Origin of the sequence: Tardiphaga sp. 215_C5_N2_1 (genome assembly GCF_052076055.1) — a bacterium.
Lineage (GTDB): Bacteria > Pseudomonadota > Alphaproteobacteria > Rhizobiales > Xanthobacteraceae > Tardiphaga > Tardiphaga robiniae.
The window spans coordinates 5,572,337-5,597,708 of sequence record NZ_CP197240.1 but is presented as its reverse complement, the minus strand read 5'-3'; the positions used below and the strand labels follow the sequence as shown (position 1 = coordinate 5,597,708).

General features: G+C 62.3%; 28 protein-coding genes. 17 read left to right on the top strand and 11 right to left on the bottom strand.

Going from position 1 to position 25,372, the window contains the following annotated elements; translation table 11 throughout:
- Window positions 1-5 precede the first annotated feature (5 nt).
- The 7 genes from AB7828_RS26575 to flbD all read left to right on the top strand — a co-directional run bounded on the left by AB7828_RS26575 (window position 6) and on the right by flbD (window position 6,448).
- Window positions 6-719, top strand: coding sequence for a flagellar hook assembly protein FlgD (locus tag AB7828_RS26575; protein WP_441231618.1), 714 nt, complete (start codon window positions 6-8; stop codon window positions 717-719).
- Between the two features lie 146 nt (window positions 720-865).
- On the top strand, window positions 866-1,141 hold the full coding sequence (gene sciP / locus AB7828_RS26570; protein WP_002714638.1) for a CtrA inhibitor SciP: 276 nt from the start codon (window positions 866-868) through the stop codon (window positions 1,139-1,141).
- Window positions 1,142-1,312: 171 nt separating this feature from the next.
- Window positions 1,313-2,926, top strand: a complete 1,614-nt coding sequence (gene fliF, locus AB7828_RS26565; protein ID WP_441231617.1) for a flagellar basal-body MS-ring/collar protein FliF — start codon at window positions 1,313-1,315, stop codon at window positions 2,924-2,926.
- Between the two features lie 5 nt (window positions 2,927-2,931).
- Window positions 2,932-4,023 carry a flagellar motor switch protein FliG gene (gene fliG, locus AB7828_RS26560; protein WP_089262059.1) on the top strand — a complete coding sequence of 364 codons (1,092 nt, stop codon included), beginning with the start codon at window positions 2,932-2,934 and terminating at the stop codon, window positions 4,021-4,023.
- The gene (locus tag AB7828_RS26555; protein ID WP_175366387.1) at window positions 4,023-4,643 is read left to right on the top strand and encodes a FliH/SctL family protein; all 621 of its coding nucleotides are present in this window, start codon (window positions 4,023-4,025) and stop codon (window positions 4,641-4,643) included. Before fliG ends, AB7828_RS26555 begins: the two co-directional genes overlap by 1 nt.
- Before the next feature lie 21 nt (window positions 4,644-4,664).
- Window positions 4,665-5,009, top strand: a complete 345-nt coding sequence (fliN, locus tag AB7828_RS26550) for a flagellar motor switch protein FliN (RefSeq protein WP_089262063.1) — start codon at window positions 4,665-4,667, stop codon at window positions 5,007-5,009.
- 53 nt (window positions 5,010-5,062) lie between these two features.
- Window positions 5,063-6,448, top strand: a complete 1,386-nt coding sequence (gene flbD, locus AB7828_RS26545; protein WP_068733445.1) for a sigma-54-dependent transcriptional regulator FlbD — start codon at window positions 5,063-5,065, stop codon at window positions 6,446-6,448.
- On the opposite strand, the gene AB7828_RS26540 is transcribed toward flbD, so the two are convergent.
- Window positions 6,449-6,631 carry a hypothetical protein gene (locus AB7828_RS26540; RefSeq protein ID WP_089262065.1) on the bottom strand — a complete coding sequence of 61 codons (183 nt, stop codon included), beginning with the start codon at window positions 6,629-6,631 and terminating at the stop codon, window positions 6,449-6,451.
- A complete protein-coding gene (locus AB7828_RS26535; protein ID WP_441231616.1) occupies window positions 6,628-7,014 on the bottom strand; it encodes a DUF4345 domain-containing protein in 387 nt (128 codons plus the stop codon). The genes AB7828_RS26540 and AB7828_RS26535 overlap by 4 nt, the downstream gene beginning before the upstream one ends.
- Window positions 7,015-7,189: 175 nt before the next feature.
- On the opposite strand from AB7828_RS26535, the gene AB7828_RS26530 reads away from it, so the two are divergent.
- The 6 genes from AB7828_RS26530 to AB7828_RS26505 all read left to right on the top strand — a co-directional run bounded on the left by AB7828_RS26530 (window position 7,190) and on the right by AB7828_RS26505 (window position 11,273).
- Window positions 7,190-8,299 carry an ATP-dependent DNA helicase gene (locus AB7828_RS26530; RefSeq protein WP_441231615.1) on the top strand — a complete coding sequence of 370 codons (1,110 nt, stop codon included), beginning with the start codon at window positions 7,190-7,192 and terminating at the stop codon, window positions 8,297-8,299.
- Between the two features lie 119 nt (window positions 8,300-8,418).
- Complete coding sequence (locus tag AB7828_RS26525) at window positions 8,419-8,808, top strand: BA14K family protein (RefSeq protein ID WP_441231614.1); 390 nt, start codon at window positions 8,419-8,421, stop codon at window positions 8,806-8,808.
- A 216-nt stretch (window positions 8,809-9,024) separates the two neighbouring features.
- Window positions 9,025-9,741 carry a peptide-methionine (S)-S-oxide reductase MsrA gene (gene msrA / locus AB7828_RS26520; RefSeq protein ID WP_441231613.1) on the top strand — a complete coding sequence of 239 codons (717 nt, stop codon included), beginning with the start codon at window positions 9,025-9,027 and terminating at the stop codon, window positions 9,739-9,741.
- A 41-nt stretch (window positions 9,742-9,782) separates the two neighbouring features.
- Window positions 9,783-10,196, top strand: a complete 414-nt coding sequence (gene msrB, locus AB7828_RS26515) for a peptide-methionine (R)-S-oxide reductase MsrB (RefSeq protein WP_120288504.1) — start codon at window positions 9,783-9,785, stop codon at window positions 10,194-10,196.
- Between the two features lie 165 nt (window positions 10,197-10,361).
- A complete protein-coding gene (locus AB7828_RS26510; RefSeq protein ID WP_139285870.1) occupies window positions 10,362-10,742 on the top strand; it encodes a hypothetical protein in 381 nt (126 codons plus the stop codon).
- A gap of 246 nt (window positions 10,743-10,988) precedes the next feature.
- A complete protein-coding gene (locus AB7828_RS26505) occupies window positions 10,989-11,273 on the top strand; it encodes a hypothetical protein (protein ID WP_068733430.1) in 285 nt (94 codons plus the stop codon).
- Window positions 11,274-11,311: 38 nt separating this feature from the next.
- On the opposite strand, the gene AB7828_RS26500 is transcribed toward AB7828_RS26505, so the two are convergent.
- Window positions 11,312-11,830: a DUF4112 domain-containing protein gene (locus tag AB7828_RS26500; protein WP_414716915.1), complete on the bottom strand. Its 519-nt coding sequence runs from the start codon at window positions 11,828-11,830 to the stop codon at window positions 11,312-11,314.
- 173 nt (window positions 11,831-12,003) lie between these two features.
- Between AB7828_RS26500 and AB7828_RS26495 the strand changes: the two genes are divergently transcribed.
- On the top strand, window positions 12,004-12,516 hold the full coding sequence (locus AB7828_RS26495; protein ID WP_089262075.1) for a PAS domain-containing protein: 513 nt from the start codon (window positions 12,004-12,006) through the stop codon (window positions 12,514-12,516).
- Between the two features lie 5 nt (window positions 12,517-12,521).
- On the opposite strand, the gene AB7828_RS26490 is transcribed toward AB7828_RS26495, so the two are convergent.
- Together AB7828_RS26490 and AB7828_RS26485 are read right to left on the bottom strand one after the other, a co-directional pair.
- Window positions 12,522-13,751 carry a GGDEF domain-containing protein gene (locus AB7828_RS26490; protein WP_439057230.1) on the bottom strand — a complete coding sequence of 410 codons (1,230 nt, stop codon included), beginning with the start codon at window positions 13,749-13,751 and terminating at the stop codon, window positions 12,522-12,524.
- A gap of 279 nt (window positions 13,752-14,030) precedes the next feature.
- Window positions 14,031-14,858 (bottom strand): lytic murein transglycosylase, encoded by an 828-nt coding sequence (locus AB7828_RS26485; protein ID WP_309947500.1) that lies wholly within the window; start codon window positions 14,856-14,858, stop codon window positions 14,031-14,033.
- Between the two features lie 36 nt (window positions 14,859-14,894).
- Here AB7828_RS26485 and AB7828_RS26480 point away from each other — a divergent pair, with 36 nt between their 5' ends.
- Both AB7828_RS26480 and AB7828_RS26475 read left to right on the top strand, forming a co-directional pair.
- Window positions 14,895-15,068, top strand: coding sequence for a hypothetical protein (locus tag AB7828_RS26480; protein WP_441231612.1), 174 nt, complete (start codon window positions 14,895-14,897; stop codon window positions 15,066-15,068).
- A 701-nt stretch (window positions 15,069-15,769) separates the two neighbouring features.
- Window positions 15,770-16,006, top strand: coding sequence for a hypothetical protein (locus tag AB7828_RS26475; RefSeq protein WP_068733419.1), 237 nt, complete (start codon window positions 15,770-15,772; stop codon window positions 16,004-16,006).
- A gap of 94 nt (window positions 16,007-16,100) precedes the next feature.
- Here the strand turns inward: AB7828_RS26475 and AB7828_RS26470 are convergent, their stop codons facing one another.
- The 5 genes from AB7828_RS26470 to AB7828_RS26450 all read right to left on the bottom strand — a co-directional run bounded on the left by AB7828_RS26470 (window position 16,101) and on the right by AB7828_RS26450 (window position 21,914).
- A complete protein-coding gene (locus tag AB7828_RS26470; protein WP_441231611.1) occupies window positions 16,101-18,563 on the bottom strand; it encodes a DUF4238 domain-containing protein in 2,463 nt (820 codons plus the stop codon).
- Window positions 18,564-18,654: 91 nt separating this feature from the next.
- Entirely contained in the window at window positions 18,655-19,065 is a 411-nt protein-coding gene (locus AB7828_RS26465) for a DUF4345 domain-containing protein (protein WP_441231610.1), read from the bottom strand.
- Between the two features lie 388 nt (window positions 19,066-19,453).
- Window positions 19,454-19,801 carry a hypothetical protein gene (locus AB7828_RS26460; protein ID WP_093759453.1) on the bottom strand — a complete coding sequence of 116 codons (348 nt, stop codon included), beginning with the start codon at window positions 19,799-19,801 and terminating at the stop codon, window positions 19,454-19,456.
- A complete protein-coding gene (ku, locus tag AB7828_RS26455; RefSeq protein ID WP_441231609.1) occupies window positions 19,798-20,733 on the bottom strand; it encodes a non-homologous end joining protein Ku in 936 nt (311 codons plus the stop codon). The genes AB7828_RS26460 and ku overlap by 4 nt, the downstream gene beginning before the upstream one ends.
- 209 nt (window positions 20,734-20,942) lie before the next feature.
- Entirely contained in the window at window positions 20,943-21,914 is a 972-nt protein-coding gene (locus AB7828_RS26450; RefSeq protein WP_441231608.1) for an alpha/beta hydrolase family protein, read from the bottom strand.
- A gap of 120 nt (window positions 21,915-22,034) precedes the next feature.
- Here AB7828_RS26450 and AB7828_RS26445 point away from each other — a divergent pair, with 120 nt between their 5' ends.
- Window positions 22,035-22,859: a LytTR family DNA-binding domain-containing protein gene (locus tag AB7828_RS26445; RefSeq protein WP_441231607.1), complete on the top strand. Its 825-nt coding sequence runs from the start codon at window positions 22,035-22,037 to the stop codon at window positions 22,857-22,859.
- Between the two features lie 190 nt (window positions 22,860-23,049).
- Here the strand turns inward: AB7828_RS26445 and rpoD are convergent, their stop codons facing one another.
- Window positions 23,050-25,179 (bottom strand): RNA polymerase sigma factor RpoD, encoded by a 2,130-nt coding sequence (gene rpoD / locus AB7828_RS26440; protein ID WP_089262093.1) that lies wholly within the window; start codon window positions 25,177-25,179, stop codon window positions 23,050-23,052.
- Between the last annotated feature and the right edge of the window lie 193 nt (window positions 25,180-25,372).

The following is a 25,372-nucleotide window of genomic DNA, read 5'->3' as shown; positions in this document are numbered from 1 at the left end:
GAACCATGGCAGTTGACGCAACGACTCCAAGCCCTGTCGTATCCGGTACCACGCCGGTATCGAACTCGAGCAGCAGCTCCGGCTCGACGACCACCGGCATTGCCGATAATTTCCAGACGTTCCTGACGCTGCTGACGACGCAGCTGCAGAACCAGAACCCGCTCGATCCGCTCGATACCAACCAGTTCACGCAGCAGCTGGTGCAGTTCGCGGGCGTCGAACAGCAGCTCAAGTCGAACGATCAGTTGAAAGCCCTGGTCGATCTCGGCAAAGCTACGGAAGCGACGCAGGCGCTCATCTATGTCGGCAACAACGTCGCCGTCGATGGCAGCACGGCGCAATTCAAGACGTCGGCGACATGGAATCTGCTCGCCGACAAGGACTCTACAGCCACCGTCAACATTACGAATTCCGCTGGTAACGTTGTCTACACTGGCAAGTATACGTTGAAGTCCGGCAACGGCACTTTCGTATGGGACGGCAAAGGCAATGATGGCGTTCAGTATCCCGAAGGGGCCTATACGCTGACGGCAACGGGCAAGGACGACAACGGTCGCGACGTCGCTATCTCCACGGAAGTCCAGGGCGTTGTCGATTCCGTCGATCTGTCAGCGAGCCCCGCCCTGCTCTCGATCAACGGCACCAACTATACCGTCGACAAGATCAAGCGCGTGGTGCGGCCGACGACTCCGACGACGCCAACCACACCGACAACCTGACGCTGCGCCGCGTCATCTCCTCGGGACGATTATTTCGAACCAAATCCAGTTCTATTCGCATTGGAGTTGTAGGCTTAGGCAAATTTTAAGTCGCTGGGCGTAGGTTGTTGAAGTGAGTTCAGTGGTTGAGAGTTTGTGAGTACGCCATGACAGAACCCCATCGCCCGAGGGTCAAATACGTCATCGGGCCTGACGGCAGTCCGTTAACAATTGCGGATCTGCCCGCGCCCGGAACCAAACGGTGGGTCATCCGCCGCAAAGCCGAAGTCGTCGCCGCCGTACGCGGTGGCCTTCTGTCTCTTGAGGAAGCCTGCAGCCGCTATACGCTGACAGTCGACGAATTCCTCTCCTGGCAGTTCTCGATCGACCAGCACGGTCTGGCAGGACTGCGGACCACCCGCATCCAGCAGTATCGTCAGTAAACGAATCGTTAATATCTCCAATTCGATGAAAACCGGCTCCCTCATGGGAAGCCGGTTTTCGTCATTTGGCCATATTTTTGCCACCCGTTAACCGCCGTTAACCATATCGAAACCATACCCCGGCAAAATTTGCCCAGTCGGTCTTTGAGGCCGAATCTCAGGGGCTGGTTCGTGCAGAGTCTTCTAAGTTTCCTTAAAGGTCTCGGCGCGGCGCGCCTGATGGCGATGGTTGCGGTCACGGCCGCGCTCATCGGCTTCTTTGCTTTCGTCATCATGCGGGTCACCACGCCGCAGATGACCACCCTGTTCACAGATCTGAGCGTCGAGGACTCCTCGGCGATCATCAAGGACCTGGAACGTCAGGCCATCCCCTATGAGCTGAAGAACGACGGTGCCGCCATCATGGTGCCGAAGGACAAGGTAACTCGCCTGCGCATGAAACTGGCCGAAGGCGGCCTGCCCAAGGGTGGCGGCGTCGGCTACGAGATCTTCGACAAGTCCGACGCTCTCGGCACAACAAGTTTTGTTCAGAATATCAATCACTTGCGCGCTCTCGAAGGTGAATTGGCGCGAACCATCCGGGCGATCGACCGGGTGCAGTTTGCACGCGTCCACCTCGTCCTGCCGGAACGCCCCCTGTTCTCCCGCGAAGCTCCCGAGCCTTCGGCCTCGATCGTCGTCCGCGTCCGCGGCGCCCTCGACCCGCAGCAGGTCCGGGCGATCCGCCATGTCGTCGCCTCGGCCGTCAACGGCCTGAAGCCGGCCCGGGTTTCGATCGTCGACGAAGCGGGACAACTGCTCGCCGACGGCGCCGCCGACGCGACCATGGAGGGCGCCACCGGCGACGAGCGCCGCGCCGGCTTCGAGAAGCGGATGCGCAGCCAGGTCGAAGCGATCGTTTCCTCGGTGGTGGGCGCAGGCCGGGCCCGGGTCCAGCTCACAGCCGACTTCGACTACAACAAGGTCACGCAGACCTCCGACAAATTCGACCCGGAAGGCCGGGTCTTGCGCTCCAGCCAGAGCCGCGAAGAATCCTCCGCCGTCGGCGAGCGGGATGGCCAAGTCACCGTCAACAACGAACTGCCAGGCAATCAGGCGGCCGGCAACACGGGGACGGCGAAGGATCAAAGCAAGAAGTCGGAAGAAACCAACAACTACGAAATCTCCCGCATCACCAAGACCGAAGTGACCGAAGCAGGCCGTGTCAATCGCATCTCGGTCGCGGTACTGGTCGACGGCAGCTACAGCAAGAACGAGAAGAGCGAGCAGGTCTACGCCCAACGCCCCAAGGAAGAACTCGATCGCATCGCAGCGCTGGTCCGTTCGGCCATTGGCTTCGACCAGAAGCGCGGCGATCAGGTCGAGGTCGTCAACCTGAAATTCGCCGAGGGCCCAACTGTCGTTCCGACGCCGGAGCCGACCGGTCTGCTCGGCATGATGCAATTCACCAAGGATGACGTGATGCACGTCATCGAACTCGCGGTCATGATGCTGCTCGGTCTGGTCGTGATGTTCATGGTCATCCGCCCGCTCGTCCGCCGCGTCCTCGCCTCTGAGCCCGTCCCGGCGCTCCCTGCAGCCAACGCTCTCGTTCTTCCCGACGGTGTCGCCCTCAGCGCTGACGGACAGACCGTCATTCCCGCCAGCGGCCCCAACATGATCGACGTCGCCACCATCCAGGGTCAGGTCCACGCGCAATCCGTGCATCGCGTGGGCGAACTGGCCGATCGTAACCCCAACGAAACCGCAGCCATTGTTCGCGCATGGCTGCAGGAACCGGCGTGATCTGAATGGCATCCGTTCCGCAAACCACCGGCGACAACAGCAGCGACATCGCCAGCGTCGTCGCTTCGCTCGCACAGCGCCAGGGCGGCCGCGCGCCCGCGAAGCCGCTCAGCGGCCCGAAGCGTGCAGCCATCCTGATGCTGGCGCTGGGCGAACAGTATGGCGGCAAGGTGTGGGCGCAGCTCGACGACGACGAAGTGCGTGAGCTTTCACTTCACATGTCGTCGCTCGGAACCATCGAGCCGGAGACGGTCGAAGATCTGCTGCTCGAATTCGTATCGCGGATGTCCGCCTCCGGCGCCCTGATGGGCACTTTCGATGCCACCGAGCGTCTGCTGACCCAGTATCTGCCGTCCGAGCGCGTCAGCGGTATCATGGAAGAAATCCGCGGCCCCGCCGGCCGCAACATGTGGGAAAAACTCTCGAACGTGCAGGAAGAGGTTCTCGCGAACTACCTGAAGAACGAATATCCGCAGACCGTCGCTGTGGTGCTGTCGAAGCTGAAGCCGGAGCATGCGGCACGCGTGCTCGGCATCCTGCCCGAGGATCTTGCGCTCGACGTCATCAACCGCATGCTCAAGATGGAAGCGGTGCAGAAGGAAGTCATCGAGCGCGTCGAACAGACGCTGCGCGTCGAATTCATGTCGAACCTCTCGCAGACCCGTCGCCGCGACGCGCACGAAGTCATGGCGGAAATCTTCAACAATTTCGACCGCCAGACCGAGACGCGCTTCATCACCTCGCTGGAAGAAGACAATCGCGAGGCGGCCGAGCGCATCAAGGCGCTGATGTTTACCTTCGACGACCTGATCAAGCTGGATGCCGGCTCCGCACAGACCCTGATGCGCAGCATCGACAAGGACAAACTGGGTATCGCACTGAAGAGCGCCAACGAGGAAGTGCGCGCCTTCTTCATGGGCAACATGTCGTCCCGCGCCGCCAAGATGCTGACCGACGATATGGCCGCGCTCGGCCCGGTCCGTCTGCGCGATGTCGACGAGGCACAGGCACTGCTGGTGAATTTGGCCAAGGATCTCGCCGCCAAGGGCGAAATCGTGCTGACCAAGAACCGCGCCGACGACGAGCTGGTGTATTGATGGCCGCCCCCGCAAAATTTCTGTTCGATATGGACTTCGCAGCGCCCGACAAGACGCGTGCGCCCGCGATCACGCCGGCCGAGATTGCGGAGAAGGTCGCCAACGCCGAAGCTCAGGCCTATCGCGCAGGCTTCGATGCGGCCCAGCGCGAGGCGAAGGCCGAAAGCGACCGTCGCGCCGCATTGGCGCTGGAACAGATCGGCGTTGCGATTTCCTCGATCTCGTCGCGCTTCGGGGCCATCGAAGAAAAGATGGAAACCGAAGCTGTCGATGTCGCGGTGTCGGTGGCACGCAAACTCTGCAGTGAATTGATCGCCGTTGAGCCGCTCACCGAAGTCATGGCCCTGGTCCACGACTGTTTCAAGAATCTGGTGTCGACACCGCATCTCGTGGTGCGCATCAACGACCAGCTCTACGACGAAGCACGCGAACGCATCGAGAAACAGGCCAAACAAAGCGGCTTCGCCGGTCGCCTCGTCATCCTCGCCGAGCCGGATATCGAGAACGGCGACTGCAAAATCGAATGGGCGGATGGCGGCGTCGTGCTCGAACGCTCAACCATCGACGCCAAGATCAACGAACTCGTCGGACGCTACATGGCGTCGCGCAATCAGGCCTGACAGGGCTGTGAGGACTAGAATATGAGCGATCCACAGGTGCCGCTTCCCGATCTCAATGCCACCGATCCCGGCGCAATGGGGGACGTGGGCTATGCTGACGAAGAACAGGTCACGCGTATTGCCGCCGATCTCGAAGCGGTCTTCGACGTTCCAGTCCAGGTCTCGGCCGTGCTCGGCCGCTCCAAGATGGGTGTGGGCGAATTGCTGAAGCTCGGGCCCGGCACCGTGCTCGAACTCGACCGCCGCGTTGGCGAAGCGATCGACATCTACGTGAACAACCGCCTGGTGGCGCGCGGCGAAGTCGTCCTCGTCGAAGAAAAGCTCGGCGTCACCATGACTGAAATCATCAAGGCTGAACGCAGCTAATTCGAGACAAACGGCGCCTCAAGGGCGCGACCAGGATATAACAGGAGATCACCATGCGGCTTCTCATCGTTGGTACCCTCAAGGGCCAACTCACCACCGCCACCAAGATCGCCATGGATAACGGCGCCTCCGTGGTTCATGCCGAAGGCCACGATCAGGCGATGGGCGTGTTGCGCGGCGGCAAGGGCGCGGATCTCCTGCTGGTGGATGTCGCCCTCGACATCCGCGACCTCGTGATGCGGCTGGAAGCCGAACACATCCATGTACCGATCGTCGCCTGCGGCATCACCACCGATGCCCGCGCTGCGGTGGCGGCGATCCATGCCGGCGCCAAAGAATACATCCCGCTGCCGCCAGATCCGGAACTGATCGCCGCCGTTCTGGCCGCCGTCGCCAATGACAGCCGCGACCTGATCTATCGCGACGAGATGATGGGCAAGGTGGTCAAGCTGGCGCAGCAGATCGCCGGCTCCGATGCGTCGGTGATGATCACGGGCGAATCGGGCACCGGCAAGGAAGTGCTGGCGCGCTATGTCCATACCCGCTCCAACCGCGCCAAGAAGCCGTTCATCAGCATTAACTGCGCTGCGATCCCCGAGCATCTCCTGGAGTCCGAACTGTTCGGCCACGAAAAGGGCGCCTTCACCGGCGCGATCGCACGCCGCATCGGCAAATTCGAGGAAGCCACCGGCGGCACGCTCTTGCTCGACGAAATCTCGGAAATGGACGTGCGGCTGCAGTCGAAGCTGCTGCGCGCCATTCAGGAGCGCGTCATCGACCGCGTCGGCGGCACCAAGCCGGTGCCGGTGGACATTCGCATCATCGCAACCTCGAACCGCAACCTGTCCGACGCCGTACGCGAAGGCACGTTCCGCGAAGATCTGCTGTTCCGCCTCAACGTCGTGAACCTGAAGATCCCGCCGCTGCGCGATCGCCCGGCCGACATTCTCGAACTGGCGCAACATTTCGCCAAGAAATATGCCGACGCCAATGGCGTGCCGGTGCGTCCTATCTCCGCCGAGGCGCGGCGCGTACTCACCGCCAATCGCTGGCAGGGCAACGTCCGTGAACTCGAAAACACGATCCACCGTTCGGTGCTGATGGCCAACGGCGACGAGATCGGCGCGGATGCCATCCTGACCCCGGATGGCGATCGTCTCGATCTCGCCAAGACCCCGCCGGCCGTGGCGCATGCAACCATGGCGGCGGAAACCGTGACCCGCGCACTGGTCGGCCGTACCGTAGCCGATGTCGAGCGCGATCTGATCCTGGAGACGCTGAAGCACTGCCTCGGCAACCGCACCCATGCGGCCAACATTCTTGGCATCTCGATCCGCACGCTGCGCAACAAGCTCAACGAATATGCCGATGGCGGGTTGCCGATCACACCGGCCGGAGCAGGCGCCGGCGACTATCGTGCTGCCATGGGCGCGATGTAATTACGCGAAGAACGACAACGACGCGCCCCGCGAATAGCTCGGCGCGTCCTGCTTGCGAAAAATCTTGATCGGATCGCCCGGCGTCAACTCCTGCCGGGTGAACATCGCATAGGCGTAAAGCGCGAGATAACCGATCGAAATCGCGCCGATCACATAGACGATCCCAATGCCGATCCGCTTCATGCGACCGCACCCCGCCGCACGAGATGGCGAAGCCACAGCCAGATCATCGGGACGACCACCAGTTCGCCGATCAGGCTGATCAGCAATCCCACGGTCGGAAAGCCATGACTGAGCACCGCTAGCAAACGCGCAGCCGCACCAAACACGAGAATGAAGGTTACGATCGAAATCCGCTCAAAGCGTTTTTCGATCTGCGGGATCGCCGACCAGTAGATCAGCCCGACCGCCACCAGCACGCCTTTGATGAAGCGCACGTAGCCTTCCATCGTCACGCCGAGCCTGACGCCTGAGAGGCTGGTGCCGAACAGCACGCCGGTCAGGCCGAACAGGATGGCCACGAAGCCGACAATCGCCAGTGCGATCTGAAGCAGTCTGCGTTCCAAAATGGGCTCCCTGGGCTCAAGCAGCCTAATAACTGCGTCATGGAACGACAATGAGCAACCGGCCACGTTGGCGCAGACAACTTGGGGGTCTCCGGCTTGCGTCAGACGCCTGAATGGTTAGCTTTCCCCCGCTGAGTCGCGGCAAAATGGCTGCGCACCGCTTTCCAGAGACGCAATGCCGACCTTTACCCCGCATCAGGATGCCGCGCTGAAAGCCGTCGACGACTGGCTGAAGGCGAAGCCAGGCCGCAACGGCACACCGCAGGTGTTCCGGCTGTTCGGCTTTGCCGGTACCGGCAAGACGACATTGGCGCGGCACGTCGCCGACAATGTGGACGGCGAGGTGAAATTCGCAGCCTTTACCGGTAAGGCGGCGCTGGTGATGCGCAACAAGGGCTGCGACGACGCCTCCACGATTCACTCACTGATCTATCGCGCCCGTGAGAGCGGCGAGGAGCAGCCGAATTTCGAACTGTGGGACGACGCGCCAGCCTCCAAGGCCAAGCTGATCGTGATCGACGAATGTTCGATGGTCGACGCCGAGCTTGGCCGCGACCTGCTGTCATTCGATTGCCCTCTGCTGGTGCTCGGCGATCCCGCGCAGTTGCCGCCGATCCAGGGTGGCGGCTTCTTCACCGAGACCGAGCCCGACGTGATGCTGACCGAAGTGCATCGCCAGGCCGAGCACGATCCGATCGTGCGCATGTCGATGGATGTCCGCGAGGGTCGGTCGCTGCAGCCCGGGCAATACGGCCTGAGCGAAATCGTGTCGCGCAAGGCACTCGATCCGGACCGCGTGATGGCCGCCGATCAGGTGCTGGTCGGCCGCAACAACACGCGCCGCGCCTACAATATGCGTGTGCGGCAGAAACTAGGCATCGAGGACCTGCTGCCGGTGGCCAATGACAAGCTGGTCTGCCTGCGCAACAATCGCAAGAAGGTGCTGTTCAACGGCGGTCTGTGGCGTGTGAAGGCGCGCGCTGCCTCGAAGTCGCAGATCATCACCATGCGGATTTCGCCGGATGAGGATTTTGGCGGCAAGGTCACTAAGGTCTCCGTGCGCGCAGACTGTTTCTCGGGCGGTGTTGAAACGTTGCCATGGGAGCAGCGCAAGCCTTACGATGAATTCGACTATGGCTACGTGCTGACCGTGCACAAAAGCCAGGGCTCGCAATGGGACGACGTCGTCCTGTTCGACGAGAGCTTTGCATTTCAGGAGAGCCGCGCCCGCTGGCTCTACACGGGTATCACCCGCGCCGCGAAGCGCTTAAGCATCGTGGTTTAACGCGCGTATTTTGCAATCAATCGCATGCGCTGATCTGACGCGTCTCGGCTCACTAGGCCTCGTGGAACAAGATGCCCGCCCGAACGTTTGGGCCACTTACGCATAATAAGGAGCTCGATATGCATCCCGCAAAAATCCTGACGATGGCCACGATAATCGGTGCGAGTGCGCTAGCGTTTTCGGCGCCGGCAACATCTGCGCCGCTGCTTAGTCAGCCCGGCCTCGCCAGTGCCGTACCGTCGGCCACCGCGAACGTGCAGTATTATCGCCGCTACGGTTATGGCCCACGCTACGGCTACGGTCCTGGCTACTATCGCCGCGGACCCAGCGCTGGTGCCGTCGTCGGCGGCCTCGCAGCAGGCGCCATCATCGGCGGCGCGATTGCGGCCAGCCAGGCCAACGCGGCAGCCCAGCAGAACGCAGCCTATTGCTCGCAGCGCTATCGTTCCTACGATCCGGCGTCAGGCACTTATCTGAACAACGACGGCAATCGTTATCCCTGCCCATAAGCGGACAGCGCCGTCTCCAAACAAAAGCCGCGAGACTCACGTCCCGCGGCTTTTTCGTGCCTTCGTCAGATCCTCACGAACTCGTGTGCGGCATCGCGTAACAACCGGCATCCTCTTCCGTATCTCGGATGTACCGACCGGAAATGCCGATTGCGAACCACGGGCTCCGGTCTAGACTGCCGATATCCGGCCATCGATCATCCAAGAGGACCTGCTATGCGCCGCTCCCTGTTCAGCCGCCTCTCGCTCTGCGCCTTTGCCGGCGCATTGGCGATTTCAACCGCCATCGTGGCCCCCACTTTTGCTGCCGAAGAGGCTGTCATCATTCCCGCACCCGCAGCGGATACGCTGGCCGCGACCGGCATTCAGACTGCGGTGATTGCGGGTGGGTGCTTCTGGGGCGTCCAGGGCGTATTCCAGCATACTGCGGGCGTGGTGAACGCTGTGTCCGGCTATGCCGGCGGCTCCAAGAGCTCGGCCAATTACACCGCGGTCAGCACCGGCTCGACCGGGCACGCCGAAGCGGTTGAGATCAAATACGACCCGCAAAAGATCAGCTACGGCAAGATCCTGCAGATCTATTTCTCGGTGGCACACGACCCGACCCAGCTGAATCGCCAGGGCCCGGATTCGGGTACGCAATATCGGTCGGAAATTTTCGCGACGACGCCGGAGCAGAAGAAAGTGGCGGAAGCCTATATCGCCCAGCTCAACGCTGCAAAGGTCTACAAGAAGCCGATCGTCACCAAGCTCGGAATGCTTGAAGCCTTCTATCCGGCAGAAGCTTATCATCAGGACTACCTGACGCTGCACCCGAACCAGCCCTATATTGCCTATAACGATATTCCGAAGGTCGAGAACCTGAAGAAGATCTTTGCCCAGAACTATATCGAAAAGCCGACGCTGGTGAGCGCGTCGAAGGTCACAAACTGACCTGAGCGCTCGCAGCCACGGCCAATCGGGAAGGAGAAAGAATGACCGATACCAAGACGACACCCGGCAAGGTCGAAAAGAGCGAAGCCGAATGGCGCCGCGAACTGACCCCGATGCAGTATGCCGTACTGCGCGAAAAGGCGACGGAGCGTCCGTTCACCGGCGAGTACGAACATGACCATACGCCGGGCACCTTCGTCTGCGCCGGCTGCGGCCAGACGCTGTTCGAGTCCGACGCCAAGTTCGATTCCGGCTGCGGCTGGCCGAGCTTCACGCAGCCCTCACGAGAAAGTCATATCGACGAAGAACGCGATGTGACCCACGGCATGATCCGCACGGAAGTGCTGTGCTCCAAGTGCAATGGTCATCTCGGACATGTGTTTGACGACGGCCCCGGCCCCACGGGATTGCGATACTGCATCAACTCTGCGGCCTTGAAACTTCAGCCTAAATAAATACGTATCCCGTATCGAACTGTTTCCATGCCCCGTGCGACTCATCGAAGTCTCGCGGGGCATTTCTGTCCAATACTTGTCCGTAAGCGGCTTCGCCCATTGCCTGTTACTTGAACATGCCTCAGCGGCATGCACGTTCGCGAAGAAGAATAAGAAAGTACCAAGATGTCTACCCGTTCAAACCGTTTGTTGCTCGGCATTGCCCTTGCGGGTCTCATTCTCGAAAGCTTGGTGTCCCACCCCGCACTGGCGACCGACAAGGTGTCGCTGTTCAAGGTGATCACGGCCAAGGACGAGATCATCATCGGCATTAACGATGACCAGCTCTCCACTTTCGAAGCCAAGAACGCTGGCGGCGTCGCCAAGCATCTGGTCCAGAAGGGTACGCTGACGGCCTGGCAATACGCCGTGCGCAAGGCTGAGGCCGGGGCGCTGGAGCAGGCGCCTTTGCGGCAGGTGGGGCTTATGTCGACTGAGGCACTGCGGGTCGAGCCCTATACCACCCCCCTGAAAATCGTGCCGCTGCCGGATGTGACCGGACAATAGGCAAATATTGCGCCGCGCGCGCCGCTGCCCATGCCTTAAGCGCGCGCTAAGCTCTTTAAATCACAAAGCTATTACGGCAATACCGTCTGGGCGCTGCGATTCATCATGCTGTATCGCAGGTGTCGCAATCGGCCAAAACGTGCTTATATTGGGGTCTGTCCTGAAATGATGTTCCGCGCGCCGCCGGATCGGCTGCATTGCGAATGAAGCGTCGTTTCGTTGCGTATTCAGATGAGGTCCCCGACCATGGCAGCTTTCAGCTACAACACCGCAGCCGAACTCTTCCCCGCCGCGATCCGCAAGAAAAAGCGCGCCGGTTTCGCCTATCGTCGTTTCGATACGGCCGCCGCCGCCGTCCAGTTCGCGATCGAGGAGCTGCCGGCTGACTCGCTGAACGGCGCCTATCTGCAGGTCGAGGAAGCGCGTTTCGACCAGAGCGGCATTCGCTCGCTCTATGAGAGCCAGGACTTCCCGCTCGAGCGCCGCGTGCGCGCCGAGGAGCCTGCGACCGACGACGCCGACGCAGCTTGAGCTTTACGAATTGAGACGATCGCAGCCCGGACTCTGAACTAGAGTCTGGGCTGTTTTTCGAGCCACTTGCGCAGCATTCTGACGTTGCGGACATTGGCCCGGAACATCACGTCGAACGCATCGCCGATAAACGGCACGATGCCGACAGCACCGTCCACCGCAACATTGCCCAGCATGCGCGCCGTCAGATGCCACGGCGCGCCGAGCGCCCGCGCCTCGCGCACCACCCATAGCGAGATAGCCGTGGTGATGATGTCGCCCACGATCGGAATCAAGCCGATCAGGCCATCGATGCCGTAGCGGATCTTGGTGCCCGGCACGATGAAGGCGACGTCGAGCAGTTTCGCCAGCGCATCCAGCCGCGCCAGCCGTTGCTCGCGCGTGAGATTGGCAAACGGATTGGCGCCCGCTCCGAAGTCGAACCGAAAGCCCTGCACATCCGGCCGAAGTTGCTCGGGCCGAACCTCAAAACCATCCTGATCGATGATCGGACCATGCGCGGACGCCGGCTTGCGCGGGCGGCCGGCGTCGTAAGTGGTTGATTGACCTGTGCTCATCATGGCCATGACATGGGGGACAGGCGCCAACTCTGCAAGCGGCATCGCGTCACGCCTCATCGGGCGATCCACCGCGATCCCCATATTTGCTGCGCAGAAATTCTCCAACCACCGGTTGAATTGCAAGGAGCCCGCTATATTCTGGCCCCGCCGGGAACGGGCGGGGATGAGCGATGCGACGACCCTTGGGTGACGTGTGCCTCGATATTGCAAGCTTCGCCCGGGAGCGGAAGCACGAATTTCTCTCCTACATCCTGCGGCTCGCGGCAGCAGAGGCCTACCAGACCACGGCCGAGGACGACGCGTTCGAGATGCCGATGCCGCGCCGGCTCGCCGCCCGTGAACTGATCGCCGGTTTCTGGGACTGGGACATCAGCAACGACCGCAACTATCTCGATGCCGGGGCGGCCCGCTTCTTCAATGTCGATCCCGAAACGGCCGCGCGCGGTCTGCCGAACATGGCCTATCTCGCGGCGGTCCATCCCGATGACGTTGACCGGGTGCACGCGGCGGTCGCGGCCGCGATGCGATCGGGCGGCATCTTTGAGTGCGAGTGTCGGTTGATCAAGAACGACCGGATCAGCTGGGTTCTCGCGCGCGGCAGTTGCACGCTGGACGGACATGGCCGCCCCGTCCGCCTGCCCGGCGCGATCATCGACATCACCCACGACAAGACGATGAACTGAGGCGATCAGGCCAGCTTGCGGGCGCGGTCGATGGCTTCGTCCATGTTGAGAGCCGGCACCATCGACGGCGCTTCGAGATCGCATAGGGCGAAGCGGTTCTTGCCGTCGTTCTTGGCGGCATAGAGCGCCTGGTCGGCAGCCGCGATCAGTCGCTCCGGATACTGCCCGACCTGCGGGTGCCACTGCGCCACGCCGATGGACGCCGCAATCGGAATCTCGCCGGGCGCACAGCCCGCGGCGTCGATGCGGCACACATCGAGAATGCGGCGCGCGATGTTTGCCGCTTCATGCAGCGTCGTCGCCGGCAGGATGATGCTGAACTCGTCGCCGCCGGAACGCGCGAGGAGATCGCCGGGGCGGAGTTTGCTCTGGGTCATCAGCGTGAAGTGACGCAGGCAATCGTCGCCGGCCGCATGGCCGTGGCCGTCATTGATTTCCTTGAAGCCGTCGAGATCGATCGCCAGCAACGCGAACGGCTTTTGCGTGCGGCGCGCCAGCGCGCATTCCTCGGTGAGGCGCTGCACGAGATGACGACGATTGGCGACGCCGGTGAGATCGTCGACCAGTGCGAGTTCGGCGACCTCGCCGCGCAGGCGGTCGATGGCCATCAGGAGGAATCCGAAATTCCACGACATCGCCAGGAACACCAGCACCAGCACCATCATGGCCTGGAGATTGTTGAAATCGGCAAAGGTCATATTGCCGCCGATATTCGCCAGCGCCGCGGCCGAGCGCACGGCATGCGCAGCAACGAGCGTGATGGCGAGCCAACCGGCGAGACGGGCGCCCGCATTGCCGCCGCCATCCTTGCGCGACAACAACAGCGGCACGGTCATGACAACGGTGACCGACTGGCCGGCGGAATAGATCAGCACGCGCATCGTCATGTTGTCGTGCCACAGCGTGAACAGCAGCAGGCCGGCCAGGCTGGCGGCGATAATGACGGCTTGCGCGCGCCAGCCCGCCGGGCGGCCGTAAAACTGATTCATGCCGATGGCGGCGAGGCTGGTGGCCAGCAGCAGCAGGCCGTTGCCCAGCACGATGGCGATCAGCGGATCGACGCCGACGCCGCGCAGCACCGAGATGCTGTTGCCGAGCGCCGCGGCGAACGCGGCGGCTGTCCAGTAACGTGCGGCGTGCAGATTGGGATAGCTGGTGGCCACATAGGCCCAGACCACGCCGAGGGCCAAAAAGTTGACGGTGAACACCGTGAACAGCGTGCCGACGTTCAACATCGGCGGCACCCGCCACGTTGTGCGTCGCGCTTCTGCGCGCTGCTGTCGATCCCCGCCATCACTCTCACCACTCGTTCCCAGCAGGTGGTAAAATGCGTCGGCGACGCTTAACGGAATCTGACTCGCGGCGGATAATCCCCAGTGTGGTTTTGAAAGAGTGAAAGGGAATGAGTTAATCCGACTTTCACCATCGGGGTTCCCCAAGTTCGCCCGGCGGCCGCGCGGCTTAACAAAAGTTTAAAACCGCGCGCGCCCTCGCCTTGCCTATCGCCCCGTGACCTATCGGCCTGCCGCGAGGCGATCGGCGAAATAGCCGATGGTCTTGCGATAGATCGTGGCCCTGTTCCACTCGCGCATCGCCTCGAAATTCGCCGTGCCCTCGCCGTAAGGCTGCCCGCCCTTGAAGCCTGCGGTCTTCAAGAGGTTCGCGGTCGAAGCCAGCACGTCCGGCACGGAATGGCGGAGATCGACATGTCCGTTGCCGTCGAAATCGACGCCGTATTTGATGTAGCTCGACGGCAGGAATTGCGTCTGGCCGAGCTCGCCGGCATAGGCGCCGATCAGGTCGCGCTGCGGCAGGTCGCCGCGCTGCAGGATCTTCAGCGCCGCGATCAGCTCGCCCTGAAACAGCTCGGTGCGGCGGCAGTCATGCGCCATGGTGGAGAGCGTGCGGATCACCGGCATCTTGCCGATATCGCCCTTGCCGAAATCCGACTCGAGGCCCCAGATCGCTACCACGATTTCAGGCGGCACGCCGAAGCGTTGCTCGATGCGCGACAGCAGCGAGGCGTGACGCTGCATCATCTGCAGGCCCATGGAGATGCGGCCCTGGCCGACGCGGGTCGAGACATATTGCTCGAAACTCTTGTTGAAGGTGCCGCGCTGGCGGCGATCGAACGACAGCACCGCGGGGTCCTGCGTCACGCCGGCAAAGGCCTGCGAGATCACGCCCTGCGACACGCCGGCGGCGGCCGCCTCCTGCGACATGGCCGCGATGAAACCCTGGAAGTCGCCGCCGCATTTGGCGGCCTGCGAGGACGTGGCCGTCAGCGCAACCGAGACGAAGGACACAGCGGCAATGGCAATGGCGGTGATACGATTGGTCATGAAAAACCTGTTGGGTTGGCGATACCGGAGTGTGGCATGACCGATGTGTCCGAACAACGGCGCGCCTTGTTCTCGTCATTCCGGGGCGCGCGCGACGCCGAAGGCGGCAAGCGTGAACCCGGAATCCCGACATGGCCTAGCGCTATCTGGGCCTCCCATGTCGGGATTCCGGGCTCGCGTCCGGCAAGCGCCGGCCGCGCCCCGGAATGACGTGCGTGGGATCTTCAGACATGCGTCATCACCCCTGTTGTTTGCGGCGCGGGGGCGCCGTCGTCTGTCGCATTCCCACCCTCCTGAGAGAGGGCGTGCGGAACGCCGGGTGCCCGTTGCACCCTTGGGCCTGATGCGAATGCGGTCTTCCGCAATTGTGAGTGCATCAGGACTTTCGGAGGCGCCGAGCAAGTGCCCGACGTTCCGCATACGGTGTTTTTTCGGTTGCTTGCACATCTGCCATGGCGAACGGTCCCATCACCAAAATTAATGTCCCAGGGCGGAGGGACAGGGTAGCCTCAAGCGAGTAAGCCGAACGCGTTTTGACTTGGTCGTCCGTCACACTGTCCCGGAGTCTTTCCATCCCAAGGCCAAACGTCTCCTTGCCAGTGGCAGTGCTGGCGCAGATCCGTCCTGCCCGAAGACAGACGTTCCCCCATGAACCGCGTGACGCCGCATCTCCGGCGTCCACCGCATCCCACCCCGCGAACGTGACGATCGCGATCGCCCCTCTCGGTGGGGCAGGACGGAGGGGATAATAATCCTTATTCCTGAAACGTCAAGAACAAACCATGAACTTTTGGTCGCCGGTCGGGCGGCGCGCCCCGCCGGTAACCACTGCCCGCTTTTGCCCACAGATGCATGCACGCTTTGCGCGCTAAGGCTTTGACTTCGCCTGCGCCATCCCCCACTTAACCGCCATGGCCAAGAAACCCGGTACCAATCCCAAAGGCGAATTCGCCTTCTTCAACGTCTTCTATGAAGACGGCTCGCAGCGCTCCAACCGCCGCGTGCCCTCCGAATTGCTGGGGGGACTCGACGGCGATGAGCCGGCCAAGGCCGCCATCGCCGAGCAGGACCGCGAGATCGCCGAAAAGTCCGGTCGTCCGGCGCTGGAGATCAAGAGCGTCGAGCGCGTGGGCGCGAAGAAGAAGTAGTAGCAAGCTTCGCAAAATCAGCATCTGAATTTGAAATGGCCGGGCTTGTCCCGGCCGTTTGCTGTCGAGCGCGAACTCTACGCGGCCGCAGCGGTCAACTATCGTCTACCGTGATTGCCTCGGCTGGTTCAATGAAGAAGGCCATCGGAACACCCGACAAGTGCCTCTCAGAGCTCGACATCAGGAGCAACCTGTTGACCGTATTGTCCTGCATGCCGCCTGGAGGAGCGACGCACGAGATGCGCCCTTCCTTCAAGGGCACGCCCGACTTTTTGAATCCGGCCTGCGCCGCGGCATGCGCTTTGGCGAACCGGCTGGCAAACTGCGCCTCTCGATTGGGCTTCGCCCCGCGCTCTTCCAGATTGGAAAGGTACTTGAAGAGGTCCCGGAGCAAATCCGGGTAGCCTGCGCCGCTCTTGCTCAGGGCCGCGGCGACCACGTCCGTCGCGTTCTGCGGGAACGCGAACTTCGAGCGCTCGATATCAGTCACTAGCGGGGCAAGACCGGGAGTCGCGGCCTTGTAGCGCTTCCGGATAGCGCCCTGGACCTCGCTCCAGCGAAGGGGACTATCCGTGACAATGCACGAACCCGTTGCCTGGGCTAAATACATAGTCATCTCGAAATTCGGTGCGAGCTTGAACATACTCATCTGCCCGCCGCCTTTTCCGCCTTCCAACGAGCCCTCCTGGAGGACGGCTAGAGGATCATCCTCCCGCATCCACACACTGGCACGCATCGTGGCCTCAACCTCTTCCTCACTGAGGTTTGGCTTGAACTTGTGGAGCTGCCTGCGCATCGCGTCCGGCGGCATCAGCATGATACCGCGCCGGCTATCCTCTTCCATCGTCTCTCGTAGGCGGGGGTCGTACTTCGGGTCCACCCGCGAAGCTCGAGCCCGTGCCATGCCCATCATCTGCTCGCGAAGATGAAAGTCGAAGTCGCAAGGGTCCGGTACGAGGTTGATCAAGCCGAGGTCGACGAGCGGCATGACATTCAGAAAGAACATGATCGTCTTCAAGAACTCCTGCCGATAGGACTTCGGATTGCCGGTCGGGCTCATCTCCTTCTTCATGATTCCGGGGTGGACGAACGGATGCGCCACTATCAGCTCACCGAAGTACAGCGGAGCAGCGAGTGCGAAGTCTGTGATCGACGACGGATGGATAGACCCCGTGTAGACGGCGCGAGCTTCGCCGTCGGGTTTGGGCAGCAGCGCGAGCAGATCAGTTTCGAGCGGCCACAGCCCTTCGTAGAGGTGGTAAATCTCGCCTATCTTCTCGTCGGTCAGCTCGCGGCGAATCTGCACCCAGTCCTTCCCGGACTCGAGTTCCAGCACGTTCACTATCGCGTGCTGGAGCATCAGGTTGCGCTCGCGGATGCTCTTCTCGTTCCAGGCTGGCCGCAGCGCCTCGGGCTTCGACTGGCAACACTCTTTAAACGACTTCCCCTGCCCGCATCCGCAGTAGTCGCCCGGCCGCAAAGGCTTCTCCGGCAGCTTCTTGATCAAGAACTCCCGGGGCTTCTCGGTCCTACCGAACTCGTCCTGGTAGTGGACGTCGCCGCTCTCGTACTTGACGAATATCTCGCCGCCGAACTCAAACAGGCCGAACTCGGGCGGCAGCAGCGTTTTCCGCAGTTCGCTCCACGGCTGTGTCACCGTCCGCTCCGGATACAGCCACTCTTTGCGCCCGCCGCCGATATAGCGACGCGCGCGCTTCTTGATCACGAAGTTGATTTGCGCGACTTCCTGCGCGGTGAGCTTTCGCCCGCGTATGAACGAGTCGATCTTGGTGATGGACTGCCGGTAGTTGCGCGCAAAGGTCCTCTTCTGGAGCGGATCGGTGTCCGGGTCCTTCGCGTATTCCAGGTTCGTGAGGATCAGGCAGTGGTCGCGGTCCATCGGGTAAATCGTCTGCGTCCCGCGCAGCGCAATTCCGGGATCAAGCGGGTAGGCGCACCCTCGGTCCGTGGGAGGGACCGCGTGGTTGTAGATCGTCACAGGATGGTCACTCGTGATGAACTTCACGTCGGAGTCTTCGGCAGAGACAATTTCGCGCACGCCGCCGACCCAGATCGTACAGTGCAGCATGCGGATGCCCTGCATCTCGAACATGAGCTCGTTCTGTGTGAGAGCCGGGTACTGGGCCTTCAGCCAATCCAAACCCTTCGGCGTGCGGATTTTCTGGATATCTAGAAAGTCGAAGAAGTCTTGGAAATGCTCGTGCCATTTGCGCATGTCCGTGCCGATGAACGCGCGCACGGCCTGCGAGCCCCGAGTGTCGACATCGCCGAAGAGGCCCCGCTCGATCTCGTCGTTGACGGACGTACCGAAGAAGGTCGAATACAAATCAGTCTGAAAGAACGCCCTTGAGGTCGGCATGTTATTCCACGCGCCGTTCTGGGTGATCACGCGCCCGTCGGGGAGGGTTTTCTGGTCCGGAGTCATGTCAACATAGGCAATCGACTTCCGGCCGGCCTCGAAGAAGCCTTCCTGATACCATTGCGGGACGTAGTGGTTATCTCTCGTTATCGACATTTCCGCTGCTTCACCTGACATCCCGTACGCTGGCGCCCTCTCCTGACGTCTCCAACGGCGCGCAGCTTTGCTGCGCTGGGGGAGAGGTGACACTGCGGACGGAGCGTGCCCCTCACCCCGCCCCACCCAGCCCCTGCCTGTTCGTCATCACCTGCGCCGCGATGATGATCCACGGGAGCACCAGCTCCGGCACCAGATAAGTGATCCACAATGCATGCGGTTCGGGCAGGCCGACTTTTACAATCGACAGCACGCGGCCGAGGCCGCCGACGAACACCGTCGCTGCCATCAGGAAGACTAGCGTGTTGTGTTCGCGGATGGTCGATGCCGCCCACAGGCCCATGACGCCCGACATCAGATAGATGCCGCCCATGAAGCGATGCACGTTGTCGAGCCGCGGCGCGGTCTCGGGCTGTCCCATATACATCTGCAGCGAGCCACCGAAGAGGGCGATGGCGCCCACCAGAAACAGGCAGACCTGGGCAACGCGCTGGCTGAGCAGCATCGGGGCGAGCGACGTCATGGCAATGTCCTCGGGTGAAAATGTGCTTCGAGACAATTGATCGGGCAATGCGTGACGCTAGCGCGGGAACGGGTGCAATCAAAGGGTGTGGCGGAGTTATCAACGTAGGCCGCGTCGTGTGCGGCGCCACCTCTCCGCGCTCCCGCGCACGGCGAGCTGTGCCAGGCGGGATGCGGACATTCTCCCGGTTCGAGACGGTGCGACGCGAAAGGTCGTGATTGCGGCTGCGTTGGTGACGGCCCCTCACCCGACCGGCTTCGCCGGTCGACCTCTCCCCGCATTGCGGGGAGAGGTTAAGAGCGCGCACGAATAAAAAAGGCGGACCTTGCGGTCCGCCTTTTTTATTCGGTCACCCCGCTCGTCGCGGAGAAGTATCTCAGGCCCCGCGTCACGCCAGCCTGAGCGTGAGCTGCTGCTCGCGGCCGGCGTGGCGCAGGACGAAGTCGTCGAGCGACGAGGTGACGTCCTCGTAATTGCGGTCGGCGCGGCGGCGGATCTCGCGGGCGACGTCTTCCGACACGTCGTCGGCCCAGCGCTCGGCCGTGTTGAAGGCGATCACGCGCTGCGGATCGTTGTACTGGCCGGACATCAGGTCGGCGATGACGGTCTCGAGATCGGTCGCCGCGACATCCGCCTCGCGCCAGGCGCAGCCGGCGCGGTCGAAACAATCCAGCACGAGATAGACGGTCTGCTCGCCGGCATCCGGCACCAGCGACGGGGTCCAGGCGCGCGTCATCCCGCCCTCCTGCCCTTGGTCACCCCTTTGGCCACCGGCCGCGCCACCTTCTTCGCCGGCGCGGGCTCCTTCTTGCCGGCGATCGGCAGCAGCATTTCCTTCTGGCCGGTGGCGCGCTTCGGAGGCTTCTTCGCCTTTGGTTTCGGCGCGGCGCCGCCGCCCTTGAGGCTCTGCTGCAGGGCGGTCATCAGATCGACCACATTGGTGCCGGGCCGCGCCTTGCCATGCGGCTTGAGGGCGACGCCGCTGCGCTTCTGGTTGACGAGATCGACCAATGCGGACTCGTAGCGGTCCTCGAATTTGCCGGGCTCGAATTCGGCGGCCTTCTGCTCCACGATATGCCGCGCCAGATCGAGCATATCCTTGGTGACCTTGACGTCCTGGATGTCGTCGAAATACTCCGCCTCGTCGCGCACCTCATAGGGATAGCGCAGCAGCGTACCCATCAGCCCGTTCTTCAGCGGCTCCAGCGCGATGATGTGCTCGCGATTGGTGAGCACGAGCCGGCCGATGGCCACCTTGCCCATGTCGCGGATGGTCTCGCGGATCACCGCATAGGCGTCATGACCAATCTTGCCGTCGGGCACGAGGTAATAGGGACGGATGGCGTAGCGCGGGTCGATATCGGCCTTCGGCACAAATTCGTCGATCTCGATGGTCCGGGTGGAGTCCAGCGCAATGTTGTCGAGTTCGTCTTTCGACACTTCGACATAGGTATCTGTATCGACCTTGAAGCCCTTCATGATGTCGTCTGCCGCCACCTCCTCGCCGGTATCCGCATCGACCTTGAGATATTTGATGCGATGGCCGGTGTTGCGGTTGATCTGGTTGAAGCTGATCTTCTCGGAATCCGACGTGGCGGGAAACAGCGCGACCGGACAGCTCACGAGGGACAGGCGCAAAAAGCCCTTCCAATTGGCACGCGGGGCCATAGCAATACTCCAACTCACACGACGCGACACAATCCCGACTCAAGCGGGACCCGCCCGATTTGTTCCCGGCGCCGGAACCAGTTCGGCAGGCCGACCTTTGAGATCGACAGCACGCGGCCGAGGCCGCCGACGCGCACCGCAGGCGCGCGCGCCCATCTCGACAAAGAGCCGACGAAGGAGCTGTCGGGCGAACCAAATCCAGGCCGCGACTACAGCGCCCGCGTAAAGAACGCGACGATGTCGCGATCGAAGCGCTCATGAAATGCAGCGCGGTCGAACCCCGGTCTGCTGGTGCAGATCGCCGGCACGCGTGTTGCCAGTTGCGCGGAGCATGGCGTCAAAAAATCGTAGTGCCCGGCATTCGCCACGACATGCGCCTCGGGCGACGTCGGCAAAGCGAGGCGGACGGCCTCCGCATAATAGGGATGTGGCAGGACCTGGTCGTCCTCGGCCCGCCAAAGCTGGACCGGCTGACGGACCGCCGCCAGGCCCTTGCGACCGAAGGCAAAACCAAGGGCGGGCGCCGCGGAGACGACCGCCTTGATGCGCGGATCGTGGGCCCAGACGATATCGGCATCCAGCGGAAGCGGGTGCCGGTCGACGATCTGGCAATCTTCGAAAGCGGGATGCGCCCTGCAGTGATCCCCGAGAGTCCGCAGGTCCGGCTCGCCACCGGCCACCGCGAGCACCGTGAATCCGCCGGCCGAGAAGCCGAACGCGCCGACGCGCGTCGCATCGATACGCCCATGGTCACCCCATGCGTCCAGCATGTAATCCGTGACCAGCTTGAATTGGCGCGGCCGTTCCCAGATCGCGGTGGGGTTGCCCGGGTCGCGCCAGCTATCGCCGTTATGCGTGAGGGCGGCGACGACGAAACCTGCATTGGCCAGGGCCATGGCGGTGTCGAGATGCCCGGCATAGGAGCCCCCGTGACCATGGGATATCACCACCAGCGGCAGGCGGTCGCCCGCGAGTGCCGCATCGCGGGCAACCATCTGTTGATCGGACTCAAGCGCCTGCAGCTTCGGCGCAGCGCCGGTGGGATACCAAACGCCGACCTCGATGGGTGGCCCTTGTGGATCGCTGATGCTGAAATGCTGGAAGCCGACCGCAGCGTCGGCCTGGCTGGCGGCGGCGATAGCGATGAATGCGACGAAAACCTGTGCGATGATGCTGCGCATGGAACCTCCTGCGGATCGGGATGACACGCGAGTTCTGCAAGCGCCGCCGCCCTGCGCCAGCCATTGTTCGCCAATGGGCGAACGGGTTCGCCGGTGGGCGGACCGCTGCGATGAGACGTCATGAGCAACGCTTGGCAACGTGATTTTCTGCGGGATTGGGCCGTCGACCTGGCGATCGCGACCGTCTGCGCCATCTTCCTCGGCCTGATCGGACCATTCGGCAGCTATCTGAATGGACCGGCATGGCAGCGCGTGGCGTTTCAGCTTGCCTGCTTCTGGTCGGGAATCCTGCTGTATGGGTCCCTGATCCGCGTGGTGCTGCGATTCCAGTTGAGGCCGTGGATGACGTGGACGGCGATCGTCCTCGGCGCCGCCATCCTGACCGTCCCATTTCAGATCTGGACCGCGTGGATCGGCGTATCGATATGGCCGTTCCTGAGAAGGCTGGGCCCGCTCGACTGGTATGTGCAAGGACTGATCACCGCCTTGCCTGTCGTGCTCGGCTTCACCCTGTTGCTTCAGGCGCGACGACACAAGCGGCACCAGGCCAAGGAAGCCGACGACGCGCCGCCAACGGCTTTCGGCCTGCTCGGTGCGCCGCCCTTCGCGGTGCTTTGCCTGCAGATGGAAGATCACTATGTCCGCGTCCACCATATCGCCGGCCACTCCCGGTTGGTGCTGGCAACGCTCAATCAGGCCATGACGGCTCTCGGCACCGCTGACGGTCTGCAGGTGCACCGGTCGTGGTGGGTCGCGCGGAAGGCCGTTGTGCGCGTCGTGACCGAGGGCCGCAATCTGCGCCTGCAACTCGTCAACGGGATCACCGCCCCTGTCTCGCGCTCGGCCGTGGCCATGGTGCGCGAGGCCGGCTGGCTCACGACAGAGACCGCGCCGGACAACCGCGGCGTCGAACCAGCACGCGCAGGACCGATTGGCGACACCTAATCCGCCATCCGCTCCGCGGCGGGTGAAGGACACACGCGACACAAAGCCTCTTGACAAAAAGAACAAATCATGAACATATTTGCAGCCACATACCTCGGCAACGAGCGCGTGAAAGCGCGGCACGCACACACGAAAATGCCCGGCGCGAGGCCGGGCATCATCAGAAGGATCGAGTGATCGACAGCGACCGTTAGTTATCCAGGAACGACCGCAGCTTGCGGCTGCGCGACGGGTGCTTCAGCTTGCGCAGCGCCTTGGCTTCGATCTGGCGGATACGTTCGCGAGTCACCGAGAACTGCTGGCCGACTTCTTCCAACGTGTGGTCGGTGTTCATGCCGATGCCGAAGCGCATGCGCAGCACGCGCTCTTCGCGCGGGGTGAGCGAGGCCAAAACGCGCGTGGTGGTTTCGCGCAGGTTGCTCTGGATCGCCGCATCGATGGGGAGGATCGCGTTCTTGTCCTCGATGAAATCGCCGAGATGCGAGTCTTCCTCGTCACCCACGGGGGTTTCGAGCGACAGCGGCTCCTTGGCGATCTTCAGAACCTTGCGCACCTTCTCCAGCGGCATGCCGAGCTTTTCGGCGAGCTCTTCCGGGGTCGGCTCGCGGCCGATCTCGTTGAGCATCTGACGCGAGGTGCGCACGATCTTGTTGATCGTCTCGATCATGTGCACGGGAATGCGGATGGTGCGGGCCTGGTCGGCGATCGAACGCGTGATCGCCTGCCGGATCCACCAGGTCGCATAGGTCGAGAACTTGTAGCCGCGGCGATATTCGAACTTATCGACGGCCTTCATCAAACCGATATTGCCTTCCTGGATCAGATCCAGGAACTGCAGGCCGCGGTTGGTATACTTCTTGGCGATCGAGATCACGAGACGGAGATTGGCTTCCACCATCTCCTTCTTGGCCTGGCGGGCTTCGCGCTCGCCCTTCTGCACGCCGTGCACGATCTTGCGGAATTCGCCGATCTCAAGACCGGTGAGGGCTGCGAGCTGCTGGATTTCGCCGCGCAGTTCCTTGATGCGGTCCTTCTCGATGGCGACGAAGTTCTTCCAGCCCTTGGCCGAGAGTTTCGAGACGCGGTTGAGCCAGCGCGGATCGAGCTCCGAGCCCTGATAGTTGCGCAGGAAGTCCTCGCGCGCGACGCCGTGGCTGTCGCCGAGGCGCAGCAGGCGGCCTTCGAACGAGACGAGGCGCTTGTTGATGTCGTAGAGCTGCTCGACGAGTGAATCGATACGCGCCTGGTTGAGGCGCAGCGACTTCACCTCGACGATGATCTCGTCCTTGAGCTTCTTGTACTTGCGCTCCTGTGACGGCGACAGCGAGGGGCCCTGCGAGGCGCTCTCGAGCTGGTTCGCGATGTCCTGTTCCTGCAGCTTGCGCAGCTTCTTGTAGCTGTCGGCGATCTTGTCGAAGGTCTCGACCACCTTCGGCTTCAGCTCGGCCTCGATGGCGGCGAGCGACATCTGGTTCTCGAACTCGTCGTCGTCCATGTCGCCGTCAGCAGCGCCTTCCGACGTGCTTTCGCCGGCGGGGGCCGCAGCAGGTGCCGAACGCGGTGGCGCGGGGCGGAACGGCGTGGCGGACGGCGGCGCAGCCGGCGGCGCGGCAACAGCTTCGGCGCCCTCGGCCACAGCTTCGCCATCGCCGGTGGGCGGTGCGATCAGCGCCGGGTTCATGTTGTTCTTGGCGTCGGGACCGGCGTAAGTCGCTTCGAGATCGATGATGTCGCGAAGGAAGATCTTTCCTTCGTTGAGTTCATCGCGCCAGATGATGATGGCCTGGAAGGTCAGCGGGCTTTCGCAGAGACCTGCGATCATCGCCTCGCGGCCGGCCTCGATGCGCTTCGCAATGGCGATTTCGCCTTCGCGCGACAGCAGCTCGACGGTGCCCATCTCGCGCAGATACATGCGGACGGGATCGTCGGTGCGCTCGCCGGGCTCCGACTTCTTGACTTCAGTGACGGCCTTCTGCGTGACTTCGACGAGTTCGTTGTCGGTATCGTCGTCCTCGTCCTTGCTCTCTTCCTCGCCGTCGCTGTCTTCGTTTTCGGAAACGTTGATGCCCATGTCGGAGAGCATCGACATGATGTCTTCGATCTGTTCAGGAGAGGTGGTATCGGATGGCAAGACGTCGTTGAGCTGATCGAAGGTCACGAAGCCGCGCTTCTTGGCCTGCTTGATCATCTTCTTGACGGCAGCGTCGGACAGGTCGAGCAAAGGTGACGGCGCGTCTGCGGAGTCCTTCTCCGGCGTATCAGCTGCCTTGTCGTCTTTTTCCTTGTCCTTGGTCTGCAGCGTCTTTGCCTTGGTGGCCATTCAATGCTCCTGAAACGCGCTCACGCCGGGGGCGTCACCGCCCCACTATCAATCCAGGGGGCGCAAGCGCCCCGATCCAATCATCGTCACCGCTTGACGCACAAAGGGCGGCGCATATCCATCGCCACCCCCGACGTCGTCTTCGCGGTTTTCACTACTTAAGCCCAGACCCTTAACGTGGAGAGCCTTAAGC

Bases quoted from the DNA above. Each gene is read 5' to 3' on its own strand.
- AB7828_RS26575 (WP_441231618.1), top strand. From the start codon at position 6: ATGGCAGTTGACGCAACGACTCCAAGCCCTGTCGTATCCGGTACCACG.
- sciP (WP_002714638.1), top strand. From the start codon at position 866: ATGACAGAACCCCATCGCCCGAGGGTCAAATACGTCATCGGGCCTGAC.
- fliG (WP_089262059.1), top strand. From the start codon at position 2,932: ATGGCATCCGTTCCGCAAACCACCGGCGACAACAGCAGCGACATCGCC.
- AB7828_RS26555 (WP_175366387.1), top strand. From the start codon at position 4,023: ATGGCCGCCCCCGCAAAATTTCTGTTCGATATGGACTTCGCAGCGCCC.
- fliN (WP_089262063.1), top strand. From the start codon at position 4,665: ATGAGCGATCCACAGGTGCCGCTTCCCGATCTCAATGCCACCGATCCC.
- flbD (WP_068733445.1), top strand. From the start codon at position 5,063: ATGCGGCTTCTCATCGTTGGTACCCTCAAGGGCCAACTCACCACCGCC.
- AB7828_RS26540 (WP_089262065.1), bottom strand. From the start codon at position 6,631: ATGAAGCGGATCGGCATTGGGATCGTCTATGTGATCGGCGCGATTTCG.
- AB7828_RS26530 (WP_441231615.1), top strand. From the start codon at position 7,190: ATGCCGACCTTTACCCCGCATCAGGATGCCGCGCTGAAAGCCGTCGAC.
- AB7828_RS26525 (WP_441231614.1), top strand. From the start codon at position 8,419: ATGCATCCCGCAAAAATCCTGACGATGGCCACGATAATCGGTGCGAGT.
- msrA (WP_441231613.1), top strand. From the start codon at position 9,025: ATGCGCCGCTCCCTGTTCAGCCGCCTCTCGCTCTGCGCCTTTGCCGGC.
- msrB (WP_120288504.1), top strand. From the start codon at position 9,783: ATGACCGATACCAAGACGACACCCGGCAAGGTCGAAAAGAGCGAAGCC.
- AB7828_RS26510 (WP_139285870.1), top strand. From the start codon at position 10,362: ATGTCTACCCGTTCAAACCGTTTGTTGCTCGGCATTGCCCTTGCGGGT.
- AB7828_RS26505 (WP_068733430.1), top strand. From the start codon at position 10,989: ATGGCAGCTTTCAGCTACAACACCGCAGCCGAACTCTTCCCCGCCGCG.
- AB7828_RS26500 (WP_414716915.1), bottom strand. From the start codon at position 11,830: ATGAGCACAGGTCAATCAACCACTTACGACGCCGGCCGCCCGCGCAAG.
- AB7828_RS26495 (WP_089262075.1), top strand. From the start codon at position 12,004: ATGCGACGACCCTTGGGTGACGTGTGCCTCGATATTGCAAGCTTCGCC.
- AB7828_RS26490 (WP_439057230.1), bottom strand. From the start codon at position 13,751: ATGTTGAACGTCGGCACGCTGTTCACGGTGTTCACCGTCAACTTTTTG.
- AB7828_RS26485 (WP_309947500.1), bottom strand. From the start codon at position 14,858: ATGACCAATCGTATCACCGCCATTGCCATTGCCGCTGTGTCCTTCGTC.
- AB7828_RS26480 (WP_441231612.1), top strand. From the start codon at position 14,895: ATGACCGATGTGTCCGAACAACGGCGCGCCTTGTTCTCGTCATTCCGG.
- AB7828_RS26475 (WP_068733419.1), top strand. From the start codon at position 15,770: ATGGCCAAGAAACCCGGTACCAATCCCAAAGGCGAATTCGCCTTCTTC.
- AB7828_RS26470 (WP_441231611.1), bottom strand. From the start codon at position 18,563: ATGTCAGGTGAAGCAGCGGAAATGTCGATAACGAGAGATAACCACTAC.
- AB7828_RS26465 (WP_441231610.1), bottom strand. From the start codon at position 19,065: ATGACGTCGCTCGCCCCGATGCTGCTCAGCCAGCGCGTTGCCCAGGTC.
- AB7828_RS26460 (WP_093759453.1), bottom strand. From the start codon at position 19,801: ATGACGCGCGCCTGGACCCCGTCGCTGGTGCCGGATGCCGGCGAGCAG.
- ku (WP_441231609.1), bottom strand. From the start codon at position 20,733: ATGGCCCCGCGTGCCAATTGGAAGGGCTTTTTGCGCCTGTCCCTCGTG.
- AB7828_RS26450 (WP_441231608.1), bottom strand. From the start codon at position 21,914: ATGCGCAGCATCATCGCACAGGTTTTCGTCGCATTCATCGCTATCGCC.
- AB7828_RS26445 (WP_441231607.1), top strand. From the start codon at position 22,035: ATGAGCAACGCTTGGCAACGTGATTTTCTGCGGGATTGGGCCGTCGAC.
- rpoD (WP_089262093.1), bottom strand. From the start codon at position 25,179: ATGGCCACCAAGGCAAAGACGCTGCAGACCAAGGACAAGGAAAAAGAC.